The following is a 20601-nucleotide window of genomic DNA, read 5'->3' on the forward strand; positions in this document are numbered from 1 at the left end:
GCCTCGACAAATAGTGTTATTGGGCGGTTCCCTGACGATCAACGAAATGCGTCTGCGCTATGCCAGAGATCGTCTGGAAAGCCTGACCGTAAAAAGAAGGAGATTCGCTGGCGAACACCATGGCCCAATATGGGTTCTCCCCAGCGAGAGAGCAACAATGGTTCATTGGAGCTGCGTTCTTCATTTGGTGAAGTCCTCATAATTTCTTCATAGATGTAAATTGCAAGGGCGTGCGCCCCTGCTGGCATATCAATTTCTGTGCTAGTGGCGTTGGATAGAATGTAGTCGGCCTGGGCTCTGGTCACTTTGCAAAGTTCTTCGATCCGCTCACCAGATATCATCGACAGCAAAAAAATGAAGCAGTCGCGTAGCAGTGCCGATCTATGCGATCGGCTGGCCTTAGCATGAGTAACTGCGTTCTCAATGGTAAGTAGTAGTTGTTGTGCCTCGTCAACGGTAGCTCGCCGACGGCGGGCAATCATACGATTCAACAGTGAGCTTTCGGAGACTTGAAGTATCCGCCGAATTGCAGATTTTGATATCGTCCCTCCTTCCCTGTTTATCTTTGCGATAGCATGCCCGATCGCTTCGTTCGTCACCTTATTTCGATCTCGCTTTACAAGGCGGCTTCGTACCACATCCTGAATCCAGGCCGATGCCAAGTGTAAAGTTCCGCTGAATGCTTCAAGAGAAATTTCGCAATCGTCAGCTGCGGAAAGAAAGTTCACGGGCCAATCTTGAAGCAACCAAGCGCTGGCGGCGATGATCGCACCACGCTGGGACAGGGGAAGGTGCTCTATCGTGCAGGCACTGACAACCTCGGTATGATTTATGTGCGCTCGTTCAAAGACATACTTCTGAAGACGCCGCGAGCGAGAGCGTAGCAGTAGCTGGGCCAAGTACCAGAGTCCGTCAAGTGATTTTCCTTCAATTTCGATATTTGAATAGTGGCTTTCACATTTCAGGATGAGTCTATTTTTTGCACAGGTTCTCGGTACAAGAGATGAACGACACACTCGGCACGCAGTAAGCGGTAACCAGGCGGTCAGCGAATTGGTTCGGTCGGATGTAGGCCAAACTGGCGATCCGCACGTCGGGCACTGTTCTTTCAACGCACATCTATGCCGCTCGCATTGAGTAGTAAATGCAAAACGCCAGTCAAGTCGGAAGTATGGGGTCTCATCTTCCAATAAGCAGTGTGGGCAATACATTGAGCGGCCACTGCTTCCCAACGGCGATACATTGAGAGGCAGCACCCAGCGCAGCTTCGTGGTCTCCTGAACTGTAATCCCTAACGCGTGCAGTCTGTGCTCTAGCGTAAGGCGTCTAAGTGCATCTTCAGAGAGAGAAAATTCATTGCACAGCCAACGAGCCTCTTGATCGTCACGCAATCGATCTGGGTCCTTGTGCCGGGACTTCCCAGGTGGACGAGGGTAACGCCAAAAACCGTTCATTTCACCCGCACGTTGTCGCCATGACGATAACGATTCACCGGACAGCGGTGGCGGGCGAAGTAAGAACATGATCGACCCTCTCCTATATTGAATTGCCAAGTATTTTTTGAATAATCGAATTGACCGGGGTTGGATAGCGCGTCCAAGCGATCAGGTCTTTGAGGTGCTTAGGATGCTTATTTCGAAACTCTTCCACTACTTGTTCGATCATGTGATCTGGCATGTAGGCCGCCTGCTCTAACCACGGATAACACCCAACCCCCAAGTATGGATAGTTGTACTTGGAGCGATAATTTCTGGGCGTGTGATGCCATAACAGTAGCCTGGAAATTGCTAGATCGCTGTGACTTTTTACACTACAAAAGCCGAGCTCTAGGCCTGGCGAGAAGCGGCGCCTGAACTCTTTTGTCCACTCTGCTGCTGGATTGGGCTCGCTTTCACGAAAGTCACGTCGACACCCGACGCATCTTAGGCGGTGTGTCCTTGTGTATAAAATTGGCTTTTCACATCTATCACACACATCGAGAAGAGCTATGTCATGAATTGGGCAGATGAGCGACAAGGAATAGTTGAAGTAATGCGGAACGATCATTCCTTTGTTCATACAGACTAAGCATATCCTTCCCTGCAAACCGAGTCCGAACGCTTTGAGATAAAGAACCGATGTCATACGTCTCCTTCCTAATGTGAGCTTCCCTTCGAAGAACAGCTGAAGTTCATCATCACTAAGAACCATTAGGGCCGAAAAGGAAGCGTTGTAAGTTCGAAGAAGATTACGCAGACTGCCGAAAGTATTCATCTCGGCTAGCTGCATAATATGATCCTGCCGACATTGGTTACTTGTTCGCGCAGGGCGGACAAGTAACCTTGCTGTGTTTTCTCCTTGTCCAACAGGTTCGAGATACAGCGCTCTTCGGACGTTCGTCGGAATCATTTCAATCCTTCCTTGCTGGGTTGTCCCACGTGTCGCACCAATCGTGATATGGCTCACCCACTTGGTCAAGTGGCCGACTCGGTCCGTTGGCCAAGAACGGGTTGAGTGAACTCTTGATTGAGTCCCCCATCATGACTTGAAATCCTTTTGCTAAATCCTCTTGGTTCCATTGCTCTCGTCCAGCGGCGACAGCAATCCCAACAACTCGGCTGAACAGAGAGAAAACGTAGTCGAATATCCCGTTGGTCGAGAAATAAATTCTCTTGGTAATGTCTGTTGTCACTTCGGTAGTAAGAGCAAGCGGAAGTTCCGCGTCAAGTCTTTTAAGGAACTCCTGAAAATCAGAAAACCTTTTTGATGTATCGATCTTGAAATAATCCATTTTTACCTGACGCGCGGCTCTCCGCCTTAATTGTGGATTGCGTTGAATGATTTCCAGAGCTGAAGGCGCACCGAGAAGAACGACAAGAATTCTGGAGCTATCGATCAGATCCCGGATCCAGTCGCCGATGTCTTTGACACCTCCAGCTTTACGTCTGGCGGTAATGTCGTGCACGTTGTCGATCACAATGACTCGAGTTCCGATGTGACTAAGTAGCTTCAGAATCCTACTTTCTAAGGATTCATCCCCTTGTGTACTGCCGATCACTGGTTGGATCGATCGCAGTAACTCCACGGCGATGCTTCGCTTTGTCATGACTGATGGCAAGGTGAAGCTGACGACCGGGACTTTTGATTTCCATCCTTCATGATCATCTGGCCAAAGACGTTTTAAGTAGCGAGATAGGTGGCTTTTTCCAGAGCCGGATGGTGCCAGCACCAATAGTCCAGCTCCTTTGTCTAATTGTTCGCAGATGCAGACCTGATCTTTGATTTCCAGCAGAGCACGTACAAACATCGGATGTTGTACATGCATCTCTTTGGTCATGTACTGCAGTCGCTCTTCAAGCGCTACACCATGCCAACGAGACTTAGGTTTTTCTTTCTTTTCCATTTCAAAAATCCTCCGGGATATCCCAATGCTCATCGATCACTTCCAGCAGGGTCTCGTCGATCTGGCAGACCTGGTACTCGAGATCGGTTACCGACTCAACCGTAATCGTGTCGGTAGCATGTACAGTTGAGGATTCCACCTCGTTAGAGGATGCCTTATTTGCCCAAGAGCGCTCGCGGCGCTTAGAAGATGATCGCAACTGCCTGATCAGTTGCTGCAGGTCAGCCCTAGCTTTCAATAGGTCCGGCAAGGACGGGTTTTTGATCATGCGGTCTCTGGTCATCTTCCTGATAAGCCGATGCTGATATATCGTGGTTCGTTCCGTGTATTCCCGCTGAACGCTAGGTACCATGAAATATCGCTTTTCAAATGGATCGCGAACGAAAATTCGGTCCAGGGTCTCCTCTGCTGGATATCTGAAGAATATTTTGGCGCAGCTTCCCAGGCGGTGCCGCAAGTGAATCAACTGGTCGCTCTGATAGATGAGACCAAGAAATCGCACACCCTCAGGCCTTAGTTGAACCTCGTGGGAAAGAGAAAAATATGCGTCAAATTGATCCAGGTTCATTGGAAGGCGGCTTCGGGTATGGCGCATGCTGGCATCCCACGTCTGTGCGGGTGTCAGTCCGTTTTCACGTGGCTTGTTTGCTTGAATGTTATATGCCCACTGCATGACGATGGATTTGAAGTCATTTACGCCCATTGATGCAGAAGCCATGCCTTCGTTCAGTTGGGATTTATCTTCTTTCGCACCACCAAAGCCAGGTAGCTCACTAAGTAGATATTCAACTAACTCTCCGTTAAAATTCTCTACAACGGATTTCTCGGTCGGCGTGCGCGGTTTCGCCCAAGCACACATACCGCTACTGGCCTCGTGTATTGCTGACTCCAAAGCTGCGGCGTGAAAGTAAAGCGCATTGTCGAAGATCGCAATCCCCGGGTTACCAAAAGCGTCAGAAACGCTGAGCTCAAGACCTGCATGATGCATACTCGGCCCCTTGGGTAGCATAGTGGCTCGAAACGCCGCTAGTGCGGAGGCAGTACTACGATGACGGTGACTTATAGAGAGTCCTAATGGGCGCGTACTAAACTGGTCCACTGCTGCCGTGATGAAGCCCCGTCCCATCGGCAAGTCTGTGAATTCATCGATCAAGAAGATGCGAGTATCCTTGTCATCGAATTCCACAACCTCAAGAGGGCGTTGTGCCTTGTCTCGCGGATAGTGTGAGCGAAATTGTTTGTTTGCATTCGCTATCCCTTTATTGCGTAAGCAGATTTCGTAAGCCGAAAATTCGCTTTTGATTATTCGGTTTAAAGTTGACCAGCTAGGTTGTACAAGACTCACCTGATCTGCGGGCATTGCTTTCTGAAGCTCAGCTTGTACGTCAAGCAGAACATCGAACGTACGAATTTTTCTTATCGGATTTGCCCGGATGTCCAGAAATGTTTTGCGCACAGCTTCAAGCAATGCCGGAGGTAACCGCTTGCCCGCGCCACTCCCACCGCGGTCTGCGAAATTAGGAACTAATGCGCGGTAGTCTCCTTGAAGTCTGTCGTACTTGAGAGACCATTCATACACAGTTCGCAATGAGAAGTTGATCAGCTCACGGTCTTCGGACTGCATTCGATCTTTTAAACGTGAGAAGTCCAGTTCAAGTAGCGGTGTCGACCTTAAGCATTGATAACCAAGCTTGCGTAGTTCAGTGATGTATTTGAACAGGCTGTATGCGTGCCGCCTGGCAGCTTCGCTTAAGTCTGTGCCAAAAATTGCGAACGAAGTGCGCTCATAGGGGAGTGCAGATATTTCTGCAACTTGTTCCCTGCCGGCGGCTGGTACTAGGCGGCGTGCAGCGTACTCGTCATAAATTGACGCAGCAGTCGTGAAACGCTCTTCCATTGTCTCGAGATTACGCAGGATGACTTGCACACCCACGACACGGACAACTTCGAATTTAGTCAGACCATGTTGTAGCTTCTGTCCGGATTCCAGCGTGAACATCTTCGGCATGAACTCTCTCGGTGGCAGGGCCACCCCAGCTACGGATTTATAGTTGGTCATGGCATCAAACCCTCGATAGCTGTTCCCACCAGCTGTGGCCGCTGGTCGATGAGCCGAGCGCGATCGCCGGAAGATCGATAAGAGGAAGTGGTGAGACAGGAGAATCTGGACCAAATGCCTGATTCGGTGCAAAAAAGGCCTCTCCTCTCCAGGCCGCGGCATAGACACAACCTAGGTCGAAGCCTGCGTCCACGAGAGATGAAAATTTCTTCGCGCCGCTGGTCGCGACATAGAACTTTAGCTCTGATGATTCTTCTTTAGGCACGCACTGTGCAGTGCGGCGCATTTCAATCAAGTTGTGCCGAAGATGAAGCGAAAGCGGATATCGATCGGTCCAGCATAAGTACTTAATGCCATATTCTGCGAAGCGGGCCTTATTACGATCCAGGTTGGCTTGAACGATCGCCGTGATATAGCGGGAATTCTTCACCTCTACAACGTAGATCGTCTTGTCCGCACCTACGGCAAGATAGTCAGGGACGATCTCGCACCCAAATTCATCGAGACTGGTTCTGAATGGCTGTTCTTTGAAATGGGTAATCTGACCGAGCGAGGCAAGGTATTCCAGCAAAATTAGTGCGACAGCTTCGTTGCGTCCCTGAGCGCCTACGAAGCGGTTAGCATGGTTTGACCAGAGCTCATGGTATTGCGTGGACTTGGTGCGGCCCTTGAGTTTCCGAACTGGCGGGGCGGAAAGGACGTAGCTGAGCCATTCCCTGGATCCCATAAGGACCGGTATTTCATCTGGCATGATCTCTCCCAGTGCTGCTATGGCGCAGCGTGAAGTAAATAGGGGATTGACCTTCCTGTCGTAGATAAGTATCTTTGAGTTTGAGAACTGTTAGGGATACTTAATCCTTGACCGGAAGGGCGGCGGATCTACAAATTGTGGGTTCGTCGCATTCTTTTTCGACGATCGGTTAGTTCATCTACATAATATTTTTCCTTCTTAAAAGAGCAATGATTTCGTCCTGTTCCTCTTTCGGGACATCAATTGCTAGACCATCCCACACCACATACAGCCCAGTTGGGCCGTGCTGAACTTGCTCTGGGTCTCCTCCTGGTGCATTTATCCGTTCAATAGCGGCAATTCCCCAAAGCAGGCGAAGGTCGCTAGGAGGCAATTCCATGGACTCAGCAATTCGCCGAACTTTTTCCAAGGGGGGCGGTGGGCGTCTCGAGTTCTCGAGTTGAGAGTAGTAGCCTCGAGTTATTCCTGCTGAGTCGGCTACTCGCGCTTGAGTCATGCCGGCTCTATTTCTCAGCCTGTATAGCTCCGAGCCGAACGTCAACTCATCTTTAACAGTGGCGCTCATAGGTCCCCGCCGGACCAGCATTCTTTTTCAAGATAGCATGTCATTCTAGGGGTTTGCAAGATTAAATTCCTTTAAAAACATATAGTTACGTTCTATTGGTATAGGACGTAACTCAATGATGGCTGACTCGTGGGGAAAGTAAAGGCGGGGCGGGAATCATCAAAGTTTCCCGGGAACTTTGACGACATTTCCGTTTAACTATGGTGATGCGCAGTGATAACGGAGCACGGCGTCCGGCGTGCAGCGGCAACGTCCCGAAGCGTGGCCCAGATAGCCGCACGGGCAGGGATTCATGGCGGCGATCAGTTGAAAACGGGCAGGAAACTCGGCCTGGCGGGCCGCGCGCGAAATGCTGATCACCCCCGATTCCATGGGCTGGCGCAGCACATCGAGCACCCGGCGCTGGAATTCAGCGATTTCATCGAGAAACAGCACGCCGCAGTGGGCTAGCGAGATTTCTCCCGGGCGCGGCACGTTGCCGCCGCCCACCAGGGCCACGCCGGACGCCGTCTGGTGCGGGGCACGGTAGGGGCGGCGTTTCCAGTGTTCCACCTTGAAGTGGCCGCCCAGCGAATGCACGGCAGCCGATTCCAGCGCTTCCTCGTCGCTCATGGGCGGCAGCACGCCGGGGAAGCGGCTGGCCAGCATGGTCTTTCCCGCGCCCGGCGGCCCCACCATCAGCACGTTATGGCCGCCCGCGGCAGCCACTTCCAGTGCCCGCCGCGCCTGCTGCTGTCCTTGCACGTCGGCAAAGTCGGGATAGGCCAGAGCGTGCGCTGCCAGCATGGGCTGATGACGTTGCAGGGCCGTGTGGCCGGCGTGCGCGGAGAAGTGCGCGCAGACTTCGAGCAGGCTGTGGGCGGGATAGATGCAGGCGTCGCTGACCAGCGCCGCCTCGTCCGCGTTCGCCTGCGGCAGGATGAAGGCGCGTGGCGCGCCCGCCCGACTGCGCTGCATGGCAAAGGTCATGGCCAGCGCGCCGCGGATGGGACGCAACTGGCCTGAGAGCGACAGTTCGCCCGCGAATTCGTAATGATGTAATTGGTCGCCCGGCAACTGGCCGGAGGCGGCCAGGATACCCAAGGCAATAGGCAGGTCGAAGCGGCCTGATTCCTTGGGCAGGTCCGCCGGCGCCAGGTTGGCCGTGATGCGCCGCGCCGGCATCTCGAAGCCGCAGTTTTGCAGCGCGGCACGGACGCGGTCGCGCGATTCCTTCACTTCCGTATCCGGCAGGCCGACTATCGTAAAGGAAGGCAAGCCATTGGCAAGGTGGACTTCGACACTTACCTCGGGCGCCTCCATGCCGGCCAGGGCGCGGCTTTTCAGGACGGCCAGACTCATCAGACTCCCCTGTGCCCTGGGGCGGGCAGGATCAGTCTAGCGCTTGAAATGCCGTCAGGCTTGAGGTATGCCAGCAAGGCCGTCAATAACGGCGCCTCGCTGACGGCACCTTACACCTTGGCCTTCGATTCGTTCAGGCGCGTTTCCAGTTCGATCAGGCGCAATTCCAGTGCGTCGAGCTTGGCGCGGGTCTTGGCCAGCACTTGCGCCTGGATATCGAATTCCTCGCGCGTGACGAGATCGAGGCGGGCGAAGCCCTGGGTCATCATCGATTTCACGTTTTTCTCGATATCCTTGGCAGGCGAGTTCTCGATGGCTTGGTGAATCTTGCCTTGCAAGTCGTTAAAGAAGGTATTCATGTCCATGTTCAGTCCTTTTATGGTGCGGCATGTGCATCGCACCATTGCGGTGCACAGCGGTGTTAATCTGGTGCGAAAATAGGCAAATCCACAACGCTTCAGCAGCGTATTCCCGCATGCCCAGCGGCTTGCAGGGTATGTATGGCCGGAAACGCACCTGTCAAGGTGGCAAGAGAGCTGGCACGTATTCTGCTAAAGAAGGTATGAACGCTTTGTGATCTCCAGCCAAGATTTTAAACCTCAACCGCTTTAAAAGTTCAATAAAAGGGAATCGCCATGAAGAATCTGTCCAAGAACATGACTTTAGCTGCAGCGTTGACGCTGGCCATGACCGCCTTGAGCGGCAGCGCCATGGCCCAGGATGCGGTGGCGGCGCCTGCTGCTGCCGCACCTGATAACGTGGTGAGCTACAACGTGGCGCTGACCAGCGACTACCGCTACCGTGGCGTGTCGCAAAGCCGTCTCGACCCTGCCATCAGCGGCGGCGCCGACTATACCCACAATCCGACGGGGCTGTACGTGGGAACCTGGCTGTCGAGCATCAAATGGATCAAGGACGGCGGCGGCGATACGAACCTGGAATGGGATATTTATGCCGGCAAGCGGGGCGAGATCAGCAAGGATTTTACCTATGACGTGGGCGGCCTGTATTACTTCTACCCATCGAATGGCTTGAGCACGAATGCGAACACCTTCGAGCTGTACGGCCAGCTCGGCTATGGCCCGGCCTACATCAAGTACTCGCACTCGACCACCAATCTGTTCGGCGTGGCCGACAGCAAGAACAGCGGCTACCTCGACGTGGGCGCGAATATCGATATGTACGAAGGCTATCTGCTGAACTTGCATGTGGGCCGCCAGAAAGTCGAACATAACGATGCCCTCAGCTATACCGATTACAAGCTGGGCGTCACCAAGGATTTTGGCGTGGCAACTGTCGCCTTGGCCTACGTCAAAGCCAATATCACGTCGCTGGCACCGAATGGCAAGAATCTGGCGAAATCCGGTCTCGTGCTGACCGTATCCAAAACCTTTTAAGCGAGACTGCCATGAAAATGATTACTGCAATCATTAAACCGTTCAAACTGGACGAAGTACGCGAAGCCTTGTCGGCTATCAATGTGCAAGGCATTACCGTTACCGAAGTCAAGGGGTTCGGCCGCCAGAAAGGCCACACGGAACTCTACCGTGGCGCCGAGTATGTCGTTGATTTTTTGCCCAAGACCAAGATTGAAGCGGCCGTCGATGACGCCATTGTCGACCAGGCCATCGAAGCGATCGAAGGCGCGGCGCGTACCGGTAAAATCGGCGACGGCAAGATTTTCGTCTACAACCTGGAACAGGTCATCCGCATCCGTACCGGTGAAACCGGCAACGAAGCGCTCTAAGGGGAATATTGATGCGTAAAAATATAACAAAATTGCTAGCTGGGTTTGCCTGTCTGTGTGCGTTTGGCGTCGCCGCGCCGAGCTTTGCCGATGCCCCTGCCAAGACGGAAGCGGCCACGACCGCGGCCGTCGCCGCGCCCGCCGTCACGCCCGTGCCTGACGCAACGGCACCGGCTGCCGCCGTGCCGGCCCCGGCCGCTGCCGCGCCAGCCGCCGCGCCCGTCGCCAACAAGGGCGATACCAGTTTCATGATGATTTCCACCTTGCTGGTGATCTTGATGACCATCCCCGGCCTGGCCCTGTTCTACGGCGGCCTGGTGCGCTCGAAGAACATGCTGTCGGTGCTGATGCAAGTGTTCATGGTGTTCGCGCTGGTCATCGTGCTGTGGTGCATCTACGGCTACTCGGTCGCCTTCACGGAAAAAACCGCCTTCTTCGGTGGCTTCGACCGCTTGTTCCTGAACGGTATCTGGGACCCGGCCAAGGGCACGTTTGCCGCCGCCGCCACGTTCAGCAAGGGCGTCGTCATTCCCGAGTTCGTCTTCGTCGCCTTCCAGGGCACGTTTGCCGCCATCACCTGCGCACTGATCGTCGGCGCCTTCGCCGAGCGCGCCAAGTTTGCCGCCGTGCTGGCCTTCGTCGTGCTGTGGTTCACGTTTGCCTACCTGCCAGCGGCCCATATGGTGTGGTTCTGGACCGGTCCTGACCTGATCACCAATGCCGCCACCTCGGCCAGCGAAGCCCTGAAAGCGGGCTGGATCTGGCAAAAAGGCGCGCTGGACTTTGCCGGCGGCACCGTGGTGCACATCAATGCCGCCGTCGCCGGCCTGGTGGGCGCGATCATGATCGGCAAGCGCGTTGGCTACGGCCGCGAATCGATGGCACCGCACTCGCTGACGATGACCATGATCGGCGCTTCCCTGCTGTGGGTGGGCTGGTTCGGTTTCAATGCCGGTTCCTCGCTGGAAGCGGGCGACGTGGCAGCCCTGGCCTTCGTCAACACCTTGTTGGCCACTGCCGCCGCCACCCTGTCGTGGGTATTTGGCGAGTGGATCAGCAAAGGCAAGCCCTCCATGCTCGGTGGCGCATCGGGCGCCGTGGCCGGCCTGGTGGCGATCACCCCGGCGGCCGGCTTTGTCGGCCCGATGGGCGGCCTGGTCATCGGCTTGCTGGCCGGTATCGTCTGCCTGTGGGGCGTGAATGGTCTGAAACGCCTGATCGGCGCCGACGATTCGCTCGACGTGTTCGGCGTGCATGGCGTGGGCGGCATCCTCGGCGCCTTGCTGACGGGTGTGTTTGCTGCACCACAATTGGGCGGTCAGGGCATCTTCGACTTTGTCACCAACAAGATGTCGGCCGACCCGTACTCGATCGGCCATCAGGTGTGGGTGCAGGCGCAAGCGGTCGGCACCACCATCCTGTGGTCGGCCCTGGTCTCCGTCGTCGCCTATAAACTGGTCGACATCGTCATCGGTCTGCGCGTACCGGAAGAGGAGGAGCGCGAAGGCCTCGACATCACCAGCCACGGCGAGCAAGCGTATCATGGCTAAATAGCAAGGATCTGGCATGCCAGCGCCCCGGCGCGGCGTGCCTTGTCTGAAAAGGCGCCTCATCGAGGTGCCTTTTTTTCGTTGTGGGAATGGAAAAGGTCTTTAAAACAAGGCTTTTGCCCCGATTTGGGGTACTTACACGGTAATATAGTCGGCAGTTCTGTGTGCTTTTTTGAATACTGCACATAATTTAAGGATGTAACTATGGTTCCCCATCTCGTCACGGCCCTGACCGGACCGCTGCTCGACCTCGAAAAAAAGATTCTGGCCGCGACGCCGGCCATTGAGCGCTGGTTTCGCATGGAGTGGCAAGAGCACACGCCGCCCTTCTATTGCTCGGTAGACTTGCGTAACGCCGGCTACAAGCTGGCGCCCGTCGATACCAATCTGTTCCCTGGCGGTTTCCATAACCTGGCCACGGAAATGCTGCCCCTGTCCGTGCAGGCCGCCATGGCCGCCATCGACAAGTATTGCCCGGACGCCCGCAACCTGCTGATCGTGCCGGAATTGCACAACACCACGCCGCAGTACCTGCAGAACGTGGCGCGATTGATGCAAATCTTCCGTCAGACGGGGCTGCACGTGCGCTTCGGTTCGTGGTCGCCCGACATCACCCAGCCGACGCCATTGGCGTTGCCAGATGGCAACATGCTCGTCATCGAGCCCCTCGTGCGCCTGAACAATGGCCGCCGCCTGGGTTTGAAGGATTTCGACCCGTGTACGATCCTGCTGAATAACGACTTGTCGGACGGCATTCCCGATATCTTGCAAAACATCCATGAGCAAAGCCTGCTGCCGCCATTGCACGCGGGCTGGGCCTTGCGCCGCAAGAGCAACCATTACACGGCCTACGATGAAGTGGTGAAAAAATTCGGCAAGATGATCGATGTCGATCCGTGGATGCTCAATCCCTTCCACGCCAAGTGCAGCGACGTCAATTTCCAGGAAGGCGAGGGCGAAGATGCGCTGGCCGCCAGCGTCGACGTGCTGCTGGCCAAGATCCGCAAGAAATACAAGGAATACGGCATCAAGGAAAAGCCGTTTGTCATCGTCAAGCCCGATGCGGGCACGTATGGCACGGGCATTATGACGGTGCGCGACGCCAGCGAAGTGCGCGACCTGTCGCGCAAGCAGCGCGACAAGATGTCCATCGTCAAGGACGGAAAAGTGGTCACTGACGTCATCATCCAGGAAGGCGTGCCGACCTTCGAGAGCATCAAGGATGCCGTGGCCGAACCCGTCGTCTACATGATCGACCGCTACGTGGTGGGCGGCTTCTACCGCGTGCACGCGGAGAAGGGCGTGGACCAGAACCTGAACGCGCCCGGCTCGCAGTACGTGCCGCTGGCGTTTGCCCAGCAGCATGCCGTGCCGGACTTGAAGGCCAAGCCAGGCACGGCCGCGCCGAACCGTTTCTACGTGTATGGCGTGGTGGCGCGCCTGGCCTTGCTGGCCGCGTCGCTGGAAATGGAGCGCACGGACCCGAATCCCGAGGTGTATTGATCCCTCCCCGCAGCTTGCCGGGCGCGGTGACCACTGCGCCTGGCGATCTCGGCTAGAATCAAGCATTCCTTATCAGGCTCCCCGATTGGACGCACCATGAAAATTGCATTCCTTGCCGACCCGCTGGCAGGCTTCAAGACTTACAAAGATTCCACCTTCGCCATGATGCGCGAGGCGGCCAGGCGCGGCCACGCCGTCTACGCCTTCGAACAGAAGGACATGGCGCTGGAAGAAGGCATCGTCACGGCACGGGTAAACCACATCGAGCTGACGGGCGATGAACACGACTGGTACAAGGTCGTTTCCACCGAGGAAATGCGCCTGTCGGCGCTGGATGCCATCATCGAGCGCAAGGACCCGCCGTTCGACATGGAATACGTGTACGGCACGTATTTGCTGGAACTGGCGGAAAAGCAGGGCGCCTGCATCTTCAACAAGCCGTCCGCCATCCGCGACAACAATGAAAAGCTGGCCATTGCCCAGTTTTCCGAATTCACGTCGCCGACCCTGGTGACGTCGGATGAGGCGCGCCTGCGCGCCTTCCACGCCAAGCACCAGGACGTCATCTTCAAGCCGCTCGACGGCATGGGCGGCACGGGCATCTTCCGCGTCAAGGCCGATGGCCTGAATCTGGGCGCCATCATCGAGACCTTGAGCGAGAACGGCGCGCAGACCATCATGGCGCAGCGTTTCATCGCCGACATCGTCAAGGGCGACAAGCGCATCCTCGTCATCGGCGGCAAGCCGGTGCCGTTTTCGCTGGCGCGCATCCCGCAGGCGGGCGAAGTGCGGGGCAACCTGGCGGCCGGCGGCACGGGCGTGGCGCAGCCATTGACGGCGCGCGACCTGGAAATCGCAGAAAAGCTGGGCCCCATCCTGGCCGCGCGTGGCCTGATGCTGGTAGGATTGGACGTGATCGGCGACTATCTGACGGAAGTCAATGTCACCAGCCCGACTTGCTTCCAGGAAATCATGCAGCAGACGGGTTTTGACGTGGCAGCCATGTTTGTCGACGCCGTCGAGCATGGCGTTGCGCAAGCGCAGCAGCGCTAGAAGGTGGACTGACTATGGTAGGGATTTTGCTCATGACACATGCACCGCTGGGACAGGCTTTCATCGCCGCCTGCGCGCATGTGTTTCGCGGGCCAACGGAACGGTTTGAAGCCATCGACGTCGTCGCCGATCAGGACCTGGCGGAAGTGCAAAAGCTGGCCTCGGAAGCCATCTGCCGCCTCGACGACGGCTCCGGCGTGCTGGTGATTACCGACGTGAAGGGCGGCACGCCGTCGAACTGCTGCAACAAGCTGGCCGATGCGGGCAGGGTGGAAGTCATCGCCGGCATCAGCCTGCCGATGCTGCTGCGCGCCATCACGTATCGCCGCGACACGCTCGACGTAGTGGTGGAGATGGCGCTGGCCGGTGCGCAAAGCGGCGCCGTGCGCGTCGATAACCGCATCCGCGTGGGCGAGTAAAGAGTGACATGGCCGCCGCCCTGAAGGCGGCGGGTTTTATAGCTAGGGCTGGCAACAATGCAGTGCATTCAGGGATAGAGACCATACAAAAATGATTCAAAAAGAACTCGAAATCATCAACAAGCTGGGACTGCATGCACGCGCCTCCGCCAAATTTACCCAGCTCGCTGCCAAGTTCAAGAGCGACGTCTGGCTGACCCGCAACGCGCGCCGCATCAACGCCAAGTCCATCATGGGCGTGATGATGCTGGCCGCCGGCAAGGGCGCGAAAGTGACCCTGGAAGCCGAGGGCGATGATGAGCAGGCATGTGTCGATGCGCTCACCGCCCTGATTAATGACAGGTTTGGCGAAGGCGAGTAATGCCCGCCGAACGCAGCCGCAGCCGCATTCCGACAGGTCAACCCATGGCATCTTTCACGCTCCACGGCATCCCGGTTTCCCGCGGCATCGCCATCGGCCGCGCGCATCTGCTGGCGCCGGCCGCCCTTGACGTCAAACATTACCTGGTCGCCCAGGAACAGATCGAAGCCGAAGTCCAGCGCCTGCAAAGCGCCATCGCCACCGTCCACAAGGAACTGCAGACCCTGTGGAACGAGCTGCCCAAGGATGCGCCCACGGAGCTGGGCGCCTTCATCGACGTGCATGCGCTGATCCTGTCGGACCCGATGATTTCCGAAGCGCCGCTCGACATCATCCGCAAGCGCCATTACAACGCCGAATGGGCGCTGCTGACGCAGATCGATGAATTGTCGGCGCAGTTCGATGAAATCGAAGACCCGTACCTGCGCGAGCGCAAGGCCGACATCCAGCAGGTGGCCGAGCGCGTATTGAAAGTCTTGCTGGGCACGGAGCAGCTGCTGCCCAAGGCCGCGGCCGAAGACGAATTGATGGCGCAGATGATCGTCGTCGCGCACGACATTTCTCCGGCCGACATGCTGCAGTTCCGCGACCGCTCCTTCATCGGTTTCATCACCGACGTGGGCGGGCAGAACTCGCACACGGCCATCGTCGCGCGCAGCCTCGATATTCCCGCCGCCGTCGGCATGTCGCAGGCGTCGATGCTGATCGAGCAGGATGACTGGCTGATCATCGACGGCGACGCGGGCGTCGTCATCGCCAACCCCAGCGCGCTGGTGCTGGAACAGTACCGCGAGCGCCAGACGGCCATGCAGCGCGCGCGCAAGAAGCTGGGCAAGCTGAAAAAGACGCCGGCCGTGACCAAGTGCGGCACGCCCGTCACCCTGTTGGCGAATATCGAATTGCCCGAGGATTGCGCGTTTGCGCTGGAGTCGGGCGCCAGCGGCGTGGGCCTGTTCCGCTCCGAATTCCTGTTCATGGGCCGCGCCCACAAGACTCCCACCGAGGACGAGCAGTTCGAGGCTTACCGCAACACGGTGCAGTCGATGAAGGGAAAAGTCGTCACCATCCGCACGCTCGACATCGGCGCCGATAAGCCGCTCGACCAGTCCGACCATACGGCCTTGAATCCCGCCCTGGGCTTGCGCGCCATCCGTTACTGCCTGGCCGAGCCGCAGCTGTTCCTGACGCAGCTGCGCGCCATCCTGCGCGCCTCCGCCTTCGGCAAGGTGCGCATCCTGATCCCGATGCTGGCGCATGCGTTCGAGATCGACCAGTCGCTGGCCATGATCGCGCAGGCGAAGGCCAGCCTGCGCGAGGAGGGCGTCAAGTTCGACGACGAGGTCGAAGTGGGTGCCATGATCGAGATTCCGGCCGCCGCGCTGGCCCTGCCCATGTTCGTCAAACGCATGGATTTCCTGTCGATCGGCACGAACGATCTGATCCAGTACACCCTGGCTATCGACCGGGTCGACTACGAAGTGGCGCATTTGTACAATCCGCTGCATCCGGCCGTGCTGCAGCTGATCTCGATGACGATCGCGGCCGGTCACAAGGCGGGCATCGACGTGGCCGTGTGCGGCGAGATGGCGGGCGACGTGAAGCTCACGCGCTTGCTGCTGGGCATGGGCTTGCGCGAGTTTTCCATGCATCCGGCCCAGCTGTTGGCGGTCAAGCAAGAGATCCTCAACAGCGATCTGGGGCTGATTGCGCCACAAATGCGCAAAATTATGCGTTCCATGGAACCAAATGTGATCGCGGAAGCCGTCCATCAACTTCAGCTCATGTAAACTGTCACCTTAGGCATCAGGACACATCGCGCGCGGCAAGAGGTGTCCTGATGTTAAAGTTGCAGTACCTATCATCGCGGTGCTGCATCGACCATGGCCCGTGGGGCCGCCCCCCTTTTATAAACCGACACACATGTCATCCATTGGAATCGTTTCGCCGCAAACCATGTATTTTGCGCAACCCCTGCAGCTGCAAAGCGGCGCATCGCTGCGGGACTATATGTTGATGTATGAAACCTACGGCACCCTGAACGCCGACAAATCGAACGCGGTGCTGGTCTGCCATGCCCTGAACGCCTCGCACCACGTGGCCGGCGTCTACGCGGACGAACCGAAGAGCACGGGCTGGTGGGACAATATGGTCGGTCCCGGCAAGCCGCTCGACACGGACAAATTCTTCGTCATCGGCGTCAACAACCTCGGCTCCTGCTTCGGTTCGACGGGCCCCATGCACACCAATCCCGCCACCGGCAAGCCGTATGGCGCCAGCTTCCCCGTCGTCACGGTGGAAGACTGGGTCAGCGCCCAGGCGCGCCTGGCCGATGAACTGGGCGTCAAGCAGTTCGCCGCCGTGATGGGCGGTTCGCTGGGCGGCATGCAGGCGCTGGCGTGGAGCATCATGTTTCCCGAACGGCTGCGTCACTGCGTGGTGATCGCCTCGACGGCCAAGCTGTCGGCGCAGAACATCGCCTTCAATGACGTGGCGCGCCAGGCCATCCTGTCCGACCCCGATTACCGGGGCGGCGACTTCTATGCGCACGGCGTGGTGCCGAAGAACGGCTTGCGCGTGGCGCGCATGGTGGGCCACATCACGTATCTGTCGAATGACGACATGGCCGAAAAATTCGGCCGCAAGCTGCGCGACGCGGCGCAGACGGGCGATTACAAATTCGGCTTCGGCATCGATTTCGAGATCGAATCGTACCTGCGCTACCAGGGCGACAAGTTCTCCGAGTACTTCGACGCGAACACCTATCTGCTGATCACCAAGGCGCTCGACTATTTCGACCCGGCGCGCGCGCATGGCGGCGACCTGGCCAAGGCCCTGTCGGGCACGAAGGCCAAGTTCTTCCTCGCCTCGTTTTCCACCGACTGGCGCTTCTCGCCCGAGCGCAGCCGCGAAATCGTCGAGGCGCTCGTCTGCAACCGCCGCCAGGTCACGTATGCCGAAATCGACGCGCCGCACGGCCACGACGCCTTCCTGCTGGAAGATCCGCGCTACATGAACATGGTGCGCGCCTATTATGGCCAGGTCTGGAACGACATCGGCGCGGGCGCGTCCGCCGCAGTACAGAACACCGCCGTCCGCCAGGGCGCGAAGGAGACAGCATGACTTTTGACGAATTGAGCGCGCTGCGCCCCGACCTGGCCTTCATCGCCCACTGGGTGCCGGACAACGCGCACGTGCTGGACGTGGGTTGCGGTGAAGGCGTGATGCTGCAGTATCTGCAAAGCGACAAGGAGTGCAGCGGTTACGGCATCGAGATCGCCGACGACAAGGTGCTGGCCAGCACCCTGCGCGGCGTGAACGTGATCCAGCAGGACATGGAAAAGGGCCTGGCCATCTTCGGCGACAACAGCTTCGATACGGTGCTGTGCCTGTCGTCGCTGCAGATGATGAAGCAGGTCGAGCCGCTGCTGCGCGACATCGTGCGCGTGGGCGCCGAGGCCATCGTCTCGTTTCCCAACTTTGCCTACTGGCCGCACCGCGTGGCACTGCTGAAAGGCCGCATGCCCGTGTCGAAGTCGCTGCCTTACCAATGGTACGACACGCCCAACGTGCGCTGCGCCACCATCAACGACTTCCGCGAGCTGGCAGAGGAATGCGGCCTGGAAGTGATCGACTGCGTGGCCCTGGCCGAAGGCAAGATGGTTTCCGTGCTGCCCAACCTGCGCGGCGATCTGGCCGTCTTCCGCCTGCGTAAAAAAGCGGTGCATTGATGAATGTCAGCCCGGCGCCAGGATGGCGTTCCTATGCCAATGGCCGCATGCTGGCCGTGCTGGTGCTGGGCTTCAGTTCCGGCCTGCCCCTGTTCATCCTGCTGTACCTGCTGCAGGCATGGCTGGCCAAGTCGGGCTTGAACGTCAAGGCGCTGGGGCTGTTCGCCCTGGTGCAGTTCCCGTACATCTGGAAATTCCTGTGGGCGCCCCTGATGGACCGCTACCGCATCCTGGGACTGGGACGCCGGCGCGGCTGGATGGCGCTCACGCAAGTGGCGCTGTTCTTTTCCATCGGCGGCATGGGCATGCTGGACCCGCTCACGCAGATCGGCCTGATCGCGGCCGCCGCCGGCGGCGTGGCCTTTCTGTCGGCCAGCCAGGACATCGTCATCGACGCCTACCGGCGCGAAATCCTGTCCGATAACGAGCAGGGCCTGGGCGCGGCCGTCATCGTCAACGCGTATAAAGTGGCGGGCATGGTGCCGGGCGCGCTGTCGCTGATCCTGGCCGACCGCATGCCGTGGCAGCCCGTCTTCTGGATCACGGCCGCCTTCATGCTGCCGGGTCTCGTGTGCACTTTGCTGATCAGGGAGCCGACCGTGTACGGCTCGCCGCCGAAGACCATGCGCGAAGCGATCATCCTGCCGTTCCAGGAATTCATCGCGCGCGATGGTTGGCGTAACGCAATGTGGATCCTCGCCTTCGTATTACTCTACAAGATCGGCGACAGCATGGCGACGGCGCTGGCGACGAAGTTTTATCTGGACCTGGGTTTTAGCATGACGCAGATCGGCTTGGCCGCCAATACCACGGGTTTCTGGGCCAGCCTGGCCGGCGGCGTGGTGGGTGGCGTGTGGATGCTCAAGCTGGGCATCAACCGGGGCCTGTGGGTATTCGGCGCGCTGCAGGCGATCGCCATTCTCGGTTTCGCCTGGCTGGCGCAGGTGGGGCCGAACACCATGCTCCTCAGCGCCGTGATCGGTTTTGAAGCGTTCGCCAGCCTGGGCCTGGGCGCGGCCGCCTTTGTCGCGTTCCTGTCGCGCAGCACGGACCCGCGCTACACGGCCACGCAATATGCCCTGTTTTCCAGCCTGAGCGCCGTGCCGCGCACCCTGATCAATGCCTCGGTGGGCTTTCTGGTCGCGGAATTGGGCTGGTTCTCGTTTTTCATCGTGTGCTTCTTCCTGGCCTTCCCGGCCATGATGATGCTGCCTAAAATCGCTCCATGGAGGTCTGCCAATGGCACCAATATCCCTTAAACGTTACACCATCCTAGCCAGCCTGTGCACGGCCACCGCGCTGGCGCCCCTGTCCGTCCAAGCCCAGCAGGCGACGGTACAGGATGGCATCGAGGTGCGTCCCTTGTCGACTTCGCGCATCTTTGCCGGCGGCGCCGATTTCAATGCACAGTCGAAGCAGCAATATACGCAGCTGGTCAACGAGGCGAAGGAAAAAAATGCGCTGGTGCCCGACAGTGACCCGCAGGTCAAACGCCTGCGCGCCATCGCCCAGCGCATCATCCCGTTCGCCACGCGCTGGAACGAGGCGGCGGCCAGCTGGAACTGGCAGGTCAACCTGCTCAACTCGGATGAGGTCAACGCCTTTTGCATGCCGGGCGGGCAGATCGCTTTTTACAGCGGCATCATCAGCAAGCTGAATCTGACCGACGACGAAGTGGCCATCGTCATGGGCCATGAGATTTCCCACGCCTTGCGCGAACACTCGCAGGCGCAGGCGGGCAAGGGCAACCTGGCCGCCGTGGGCGCCAAGCTGGCCGGCGCGGGCCTGTCGGCCTGGCTCGGCGTTGACCCGAATCTGACCAGTACCGCCACGAATATGGCGGCGAAGGGCGTGATGCTGAAGTTTTCGCGCGATGATGAACGCGAGGCGGACCTGATCGGCATGGATCTGGCCGCGCGCGCCGGTTTCGACCCGCGCGCCGGCGTCATCCTGTGGCAGAAAATGGCGGCAGTGAGCAAGGGCGCGCCGCCGGAATTCCTCTCGACGCACCCGTCGGGCAAGGACCGCATCTCGCAGATGAACAGCCACATGGCGCAAGTGCTGCCCCTGTATGCGCGCAGCAAGGGCGTCAGCGTGGACGCCTTGCCGCCGTACCGCAGCAACGCCATCGCGCAGCGCTAG

The 20601-nt window shown here is 58.0% G+C and carries 19 protein-coding genes and 2 pseudogenes; 12 read left to right on the forward strand and 9 right to left on the reverse strand.

Features of this window, described 5'->3' with window-relative positions:
• Positions 1–38: 38 nt before the first annotated feature.
• The 9 genes and pseudogenes from AC07VH_RS23715 to AC07VH_RS23755 all read right to left on the reverse strand — a co-directional run bounded on the left by AC07VH_RS23715 (position 39) and on the right by AC07VH_RS23755 (position 8463).
• Positions 39–728, reverse strand: a complete 690-nt coding sequence (locus AC07VH_RS23715; RefSeq protein WP_494788632.1) for a hypothetical protein — start codon at positions 726–728, stop codon at positions 39–41.
• Positions 729–1121: 393 nt separating this feature from the next.
• Positions 1122–1523: pseudogene (locus tag AC07VH_RS23720) on the reverse strand (TniQ family protein); the annotation flags it as partial.
• Positions 1524–1536: 13 nt separating this feature from the next.
• Positions 1537–2268, reverse strand: coding sequence for a hypothetical protein (locus tag AC07VH_RS23725; RefSeq protein ID WP_494804035.1), 732 nt, complete (start codon positions 2266–2268; stop codon positions 1537–1539).
• A 121-nt stretch (positions 2269–2389) separates the two neighbouring features.
• Positions 2390–3382: a TniB family NTP-binding protein gene (locus AC07VH_RS23730; protein ID WP_494788502.1), complete on the reverse strand. Its 993-nt coding sequence runs from the start codon at positions 3380–3382 to the stop codon at positions 2390–2392.
• 1 nt (position 3383) lies between these two features.
• Complete coding sequence (locus tag AC07VH_RS23735; protein WP_494788503.1) at positions 3384–5441, reverse strand: TnsB C-terminal domain-containing protein; 2058 nt, start codon at positions 5439–5441, stop codon at positions 3384–3386.
• Between the two features lie 4 nt (positions 5442–5445).
• The gene (locus AC07VH_RS23740; protein ID WP_494788504.1) at positions 5446–6192 is read right to left on the reverse strand and encodes a hypothetical protein; all 747 of its coding nucleotides are present in this window, start codon (positions 6190–6192) and stop codon (positions 5446–5448) included.
• Between the two features lie 178 nt (positions 6193–6370).
• Entirely contained in the window at positions 6371–6778 is a 408-nt protein-coding gene (locus AC07VH_RS23745; protein WP_478310194.1) for a helix-turn-helix domain-containing protein, read from the reverse strand.
• Positions 6779–6973: 195 nt separating this feature from the next.
• Positions 6974–8098: pseudogene (locus AC07VH_RS23750) on the reverse strand (YifB family Mg chelatase-like AAA ATPase); the annotation flags it as partial.
• Between the two features lie 110 nt (positions 8099–8208).
• Complete coding sequence (locus AC07VH_RS23755; protein WP_436479579.1) at positions 8209–8463, reverse strand: accessory factor UbiK family protein; 255 nt, start codon at positions 8461–8463, stop codon at positions 8209–8211.
• 270 nt (positions 8464–8733) lie between these two features.
• Between AC07VH_RS23755 and AC07VH_RS23760 the strand changes: the two genes are divergently transcribed.
• The 12 genes from AC07VH_RS23760 to AC07VH_RS23815 all read left to right on the forward strand — a co-directional run bounded on the left by AC07VH_RS23760 (position 8734) and on the right by AC07VH_RS23815 (position 20601).
• Complete coding sequence (locus AC07VH_RS23760; RefSeq protein ID WP_494788505.1) at positions 8734–9495, forward strand: TorF family putative porin; 762 nt, start codon at positions 8734–8736, stop codon at positions 9493–9495.
• A gap of 11 nt (positions 9496–9506) precedes the next feature.
• Entirely contained in the window at positions 9507–9845 is a 339-nt protein-coding gene (locus AC07VH_RS23765) for a P-II family nitrogen regulator (protein WP_010393464.1), read from the forward strand.
• An 11-nt stretch (positions 9846–9856) separates the two neighbouring features.
• The gene (locus AC07VH_RS23770; protein WP_489628949.1) at positions 9857–11395 is read left to right on the forward strand and encodes an ammonium transporter; all 1539 of its coding nucleotides are present in this window, start codon (positions 9857–9859) and stop codon (positions 11393–11395) included.
• Between the two features lie 204 nt (positions 11396–11599).
• On the forward strand, positions 11600–12898 hold the full coding sequence (gene gshA / locus AC07VH_RS23775) for a glutamate--cysteine ligase (RefSeq protein ID WP_077399358.1): 1299 nt from the start codon (positions 11600–11602) through the stop codon (positions 12896–12898).
• Positions 12899–12994: 96 nt separating this feature from the next.
• Positions 12995–13951: a glutathione synthase gene (gene gshB, locus AC07VH_RS23780; protein WP_475416739.1), complete on the forward strand. Its 957-nt coding sequence runs from the start codon at positions 12995–12997 to the stop codon at positions 13949–13951.
• 14 nt (positions 13952–13965) lie between these two features.
• Positions 13966–14370: a PTS sugar transporter subunit IIA gene (locus AC07VH_RS23785; protein WP_029496035.1), complete on the forward strand. Its 405-nt coding sequence runs from the start codon at positions 13966–13968 to the stop codon at positions 14368–14370.
• 91 nt (positions 14371–14461) lie between these two features.
• Positions 14462–14731 (forward strand): HPr family phosphocarrier protein, encoded by a 270-nt coding sequence (locus AC07VH_RS23790; RefSeq protein ID WP_010393142.1) that lies wholly within the window; start codon positions 14462–14464, stop codon positions 14729–14731.
• Positions 14732–14775: 44 nt separating this feature from the next.
• Entirely contained in the window at positions 14776–16518 is a 1743-nt protein-coding gene (gene ptsP, locus AC07VH_RS23795) for a phosphoenolpyruvate--protein phosphotransferase (protein WP_494788506.1), read from the forward strand.
• Positions 16519–16651: 133 nt separating this feature from the next.
• A complete protein-coding gene (metX, locus tag AC07VH_RS23800) occupies positions 16652–17851 on the forward strand; it encodes a homoserine O-succinyltransferase MetX (protein ID WP_494788507.1) in 1200 nt (399 codons plus the stop codon).
• Positions 17848–18459 (forward strand): methionine biosynthesis protein MetW, encoded by a 612-nt coding sequence (gene metW / locus AC07VH_RS23805; RefSeq protein WP_475416742.1) that lies wholly within the window; start codon positions 17848–17850, stop codon positions 18457–18459. Before metX ends, metW begins: the two co-directional genes overlap by 4 nt.
• Entirely contained in the window at positions 18459–19718 is a 1260-nt protein-coding gene (locus AC07VH_RS23810) for an AmpG family muropeptide MFS transporter (protein ID WP_494788508.1), read from the forward strand. Before metW ends, AC07VH_RS23810 begins: the two co-directional genes overlap by 1 nt.
• Complete coding sequence (locus tag AC07VH_RS23815) at positions 19699–20601, forward strand: M48 family metallopeptidase (RefSeq protein ID WP_494788509.1); 903 nt, start codon at positions 19699–19701, stop codon at positions 20599–20601. Before AC07VH_RS23810 ends, AC07VH_RS23815 begins: the two co-directional genes overlap by 20 nt.

It is taken from the genome of Janthinobacterium sp. GW821-FHT03C10 (genome assembly GCF_059420865.1).

Excerpts from the sequence above, each read along its gene's own strand:
- AC07VH_RS23725 (WP_494804035.1), bottom strand. The coding sequence starts at position 2,268 with ATGCAGCTAGCCGAGATGAATACTTTCGGCAGTCTGCGTAATCTTCTT.
- AC07VH_RS23730 (WP_494788502.1), bottom strand. The coding sequence starts at position 3,382 with ATGGAAAAGAAAGAAAAACCTAAGTCTCGTTGGCATGGTGTAGCGCTT.
- AC07VH_RS23735 (WP_494788503.1), bottom strand. The coding sequence starts at position 5,441 with ATGACCAACTATAAATCCGTAGCTGGGGTGGCCCTGCCACCGAGAGAG.
- AC07VH_RS23740 (WP_494788504.1), bottom strand. The coding sequence starts at position 6,192 with ATGCCAGATGAAATACCGGTCCTTATGGGATCCAGGGAATGGCTCAGC.
- AC07VH_RS23745 (WP_478310194.1), bottom strand. The coding sequence starts at position 6,778 with ATGCTGGTCCGGCGGGGACCTATGAGCGCCACTGTTAAAGATGAGTTG.
- AC07VH_RS23755 (WP_436479579.1), bottom strand. The coding sequence starts at position 8,463 with ATGGACATGAATACCTTCTTTAACGACTTGCAAGGCAAGATTCACCAA.
- AC07VH_RS23760 (WP_494788505.1), top strand. The coding sequence starts at position 8,734 with ATGAAGAATCTGTCCAAGAACATGACTTTAGCTGCAGCGTTGACGCTG.
- AC07VH_RS23765 (WP_010393464.1), top strand. The coding sequence starts at position 9,507 with ATGAAAATGATTACTGCAATCATTAAACCGTTCAAACTGGACGAAGTA.
- AC07VH_RS23770 (WP_489628949.1), top strand. The coding sequence starts at position 9,857 with ATGCGTAAAAATATAACAAAATTGCTAGCTGGGTTTGCCTGTCTGTGT.
- gshA (WP_077399358.1), top strand. The coding sequence starts at position 11,600 with ATGGTTCCCCATCTCGTCACGGCCCTGACCGGACCGCTGCTCGACCTC.
- gshB (WP_475416739.1), top strand. The coding sequence starts at position 12,995 with ATGAAAATTGCATTCCTTGCCGACCCGCTGGCAGGCTTCAAGACTTAC.
- AC07VH_RS23785 (WP_029496035.1), top strand. The coding sequence starts at position 13,966 with ATGGTAGGGATTTTGCTCATGACACATGCACCGCTGGGACAGGCTTTC.
- AC07VH_RS23790 (WP_010393142.1), top strand. The coding sequence starts at position 14,462 with ATGATTCAAAAAGAACTCGAAATCATCAACAAGCTGGGACTGCATGCA.
- ptsP (WP_494788506.1), top strand. The coding sequence starts at position 14,776 with ATGGCATCTTTCACGCTCCACGGCATCCCGGTTTCCCGCGGCATCGCC.
- metX (WP_494788507.1), top strand. The coding sequence starts at position 16,652 with ATGTCATCCATTGGAATCGTTTCGCCGCAAACCATGTATTTTGCGCAA.
- metW (WP_475416742.1), top strand. The coding sequence starts at position 17,848 with ATGACTTTTGACGAATTGAGCGCGCTGCGCCCCGACCTGGCCTTCATC.
- AC07VH_RS23810 (WP_494788508.1), top strand. The coding sequence starts at position 18,459 with ATGAATGTCAGCCCGGCGCCAGGATGGCGTTCCTATGCCAATGGCCGC.
- AC07VH_RS23815 (WP_494788509.1), top strand. The coding sequence starts at position 19,699 with ATGGCACCAATATCCCTTAAACGTTACACCATCCTAGCCAGCCTGTGC.